Source organism: Scytonema sp. PCC 10023 (genome assembly GCF_963920835.1).
Lineage (GTDB): Bacteria > Cyanobacteriota > Cyanobacteriia > Cyanobacteriales > Nostocaceae > Kalymmatonema.
In genome coordinates, this window is record NZ_CAWUDP010000244.1 from 1 (window position 1) to 3201 (window position 3201).

1 protein-coding gene is annotated in these 3201 nt (G+C 40.0%); it reads right to left on the reverse strand.

Annotation, left to right across the window (positions count from 1 at the left end):
- Window positions 1-75 precede the first annotated feature (75 nt).
- Window positions 76-3033: a Tn3 family transposase gene (locus tag ACM0OZ_RS48320; protein ID WP_414590070.1), complete on the reverse strand. Its 2958-nt coding sequence runs from the start codon at window positions 3031-3033 to the stop codon at window positions 76-78.
- Window positions 3034-3201: the final 168 nt, after the last annotated feature.

Below are 3201 nucleotides of genomic sequence, written 5' to 3' on the forward strand. Positions count from 1 at the left end.
GGGGTTATGCCGAAATACGTGGCAAATGGGACACGTTGTAAAGTTTTGTAAAGATACTGACTTCTGTGAAGTGCTTTAAAGAACTAAAGCTCCAACCGCATCCAATGTCTGCGGTACAGTTTCCAGGTCAATAAGGTAATCGCCAAATCGTTTAATATGACTGGTCATGTAGGGACTTAAAACCATCACATCCTCACGCGTTAGTAAATAACCTTCACGCTTCAAGTCACGAAGAACATCAGTTAAATCCACCGCGTTGTGAAAGATTACCGCGTTAGCAATCAAATCATTATACTTAATAATTTTTTCCTGTTCTTCTGGGTCATTGTAAGCAATGACCCCAAATCCCCCAAAGAAAAACCATTTAGAAAAGCCATGATAAGCCTCAACCTTGTTTGTAGCAGCAGTAATTTGCTGTCTTAACTGCATATCTGAGATATACCGCAACAAAAACACCGTTCTTACCACTCGTCCTAATTCCTGAAATGCTTGATAAAGTCGGTTCTTACGGCTGTAGTTTCCTAATTTTCTTAGCAAAACTGACGAGGAAACTTTACCCGTTTGAATCGAAAGGACTACCTGTAAAAGGTCTTGCCAGTGGGTGGCAATTCGTGACCAATCAATAGCATCTTTAAAAAGTGAATCGATGTGTTTGTAAACCGTATACTTATCAGGACGATAAAAGGTCAAATCTTGCCAATTACGAATACGTGGCATTAACTTGATTCCTAACAGATAAGATAGCGCAAACACGGGAGTTGATTGACCTTGAGTATCAGCATGAATCGTATCAGGCTGGATATCAGAGTTATTCTTTAATAAGCCCTCGATAATGTAAACTGCTTCCCATGTTCCACAAGGAATAAAGTGACTAAATAGTGCCACATAACTATCAGCAACATGGTGATAAGCAATTCCACCATAGCCACCATACCTAATGTGATACTCAGACAGCAGGTTTTCCTCGTAAAGTTCATACTTTGTTCCGTCTGCTGCTGCTTTCGTTCCATCGCCCCATAACTTTGGTAGACTCAAAACATTGTAACGGTTAATGATATCGGTTAGAGATGCATTAAGCTTTTCAATACTGATGTGACGGCGATTGACAAAAGAAAGCATATGGGCGGAGACTACTCCCCTCATATGGCGTGCAGCTTGTGTTGGTCCCAAATTACATCCATAAGCAAAGGTAGTTAGGAGATAACGTTCAGTAGCACGTTCTAATTTTGGGTCGGAACCACTCATTGGTCCAAAGTGGCGTGTAAAATTGGTCCAGTAATCTACATTTCTTAGAATGTCTATAAGATTACGCTCTCTTAAACGTTCTTCAACTGCCGCCAAAAGAACTTTAGCCGCCGGACTCAACTCTTGAGGGGGTGGTCGTTTTAATACTGGTTCTCCTTGGTCATTAATCACGACCTGGCGATTATCTGGATAACCTGTATCTACTGAGTTAGCAGTATCCATCAACCAAGACTTCAATTGTTCAATAAACCCAGAAGTAGTGTCAGCAAAACCCAAATTCTTACAGTATTGTGGCACTAGTGGCTGACACTCTGACCAACTGAGCAATTGCTCTCGATAGTCAGCATATTCATCTGAACCAATTACACAAATATCCCCAGATTTAAGTTCAGCAGCTAGGTGAGAAAAAACACAAACTTCCAAGTGGCGACGGAGGATATTTATTTGTTCCCCCTGTTGCACCAACATAAGTTTTTGCCATTGTGGAGAAGCGAATGAAAGGTCTACTGTATCTTTTATCCACTCACCGCGACGGTGTGCATTTTTCAGTAAAAACTCCATCGCCTGGATCACAGTTTGCTCCTGACTAGTAGACTCAAACTTGAGAACGCTCAGTAAACGAAAAAACACACTGCGGTGACTTTTGTAAAATCGCCACAATAAAGGGAGATAGTTGTTTCCCTTATAGGCATTAATAGCTTCACATTCATTTAACAGTTGCTGCACTCCTCCTTGAGGAGCAAACACCTGGTTCACCTGATTAACAATTTCTTTTTCCATCGGCTCATCTACGAATACTTGCAAGACCGACGTGAGAACGCCTACCAATTTTTCTGTAGTTTCTTGATGTTTCTGTCGCAGTCGCTCCAGTTCCTCCTTAGCTTTATTATGAATAGTCTTCATTCGTTTAAGGAACATTTCAACCAAGTTATCTCTAGTTTGGACTTGGGCAGAATGAATTAAACATAATAGAAGTGTAATACGTTTGGGCAGTGTAATTGCTTTGACCTCACCTGCATCTAAAGCCTTAGCTTCAGCTGCAAAATGTTGTATTTTAGCAGCAGTAATGTTAGAGAGGAATGGTTTAACTTCCCCAAATGTTTCAAGCCAAGTTAGGTGTACGAATAAATTATTAAGGTGATTTCGTGTAGGACGCTTGGGAAGCTGCTTCAGGTCATTATATGGGGTGCGGCTGACTGTTAGGTGATTATCTAACAGGTCATCTAAGCGCTGAATATACTCGTTATCTAGTCGATTGATGACAAGATTAAATATTTTTTGATTAACAAGATAACGTACCCGACGCACTAATCGGTCTAAAGTATAAAAGCCAGGTAATTCATAGCGGTGTTTAATCAATTCGCTAATAACAACATTAATTAAGTCGGCAGGGTTATTCATCACGCTGGCTGATTCATATACTTGCACAACAGCTAAGTGTCTGGCAATTTTGTCAAAGGAATTAATTTTGAGATACTCGCGGATAGCGGCACGATGCCTATACATTGTTTTGGAGTTGTCATAACCCAAAGCAATTTCATTCGGTAATTTTAGGCAGTTACGAATGTGATTGACTATTGGATTAGGAATATCAGAAAGTTTCAGAAAATAACCAAGCCGCTGAAATGCTTTTAACACAACTATCAAGTTAAAAATATTACCTTGTCCTTTGGTAGCGTTGTAAGCAAAAGCTATTTCAGTTGTTGTGGGCGTGTAAATTTCTGCAAGTTCTTTAGTGGTGAAGTGGCGCTTAAATCTGGGGTAAGCGGTACGTTCTACAGATGTCACTCTGGGCTAGTATATTAAATTACAAAAAAAATATATATCACCAGGGGTGTGAATAACCACACGAAGGCAGTCAAACTTATCAAAACATTGCCAAAAAGAACTATTTATGGGTAAGTTCTTTACATTAAATAGTGTGGGGAGTTGATTGTGTCGTACCCAACCATAAAG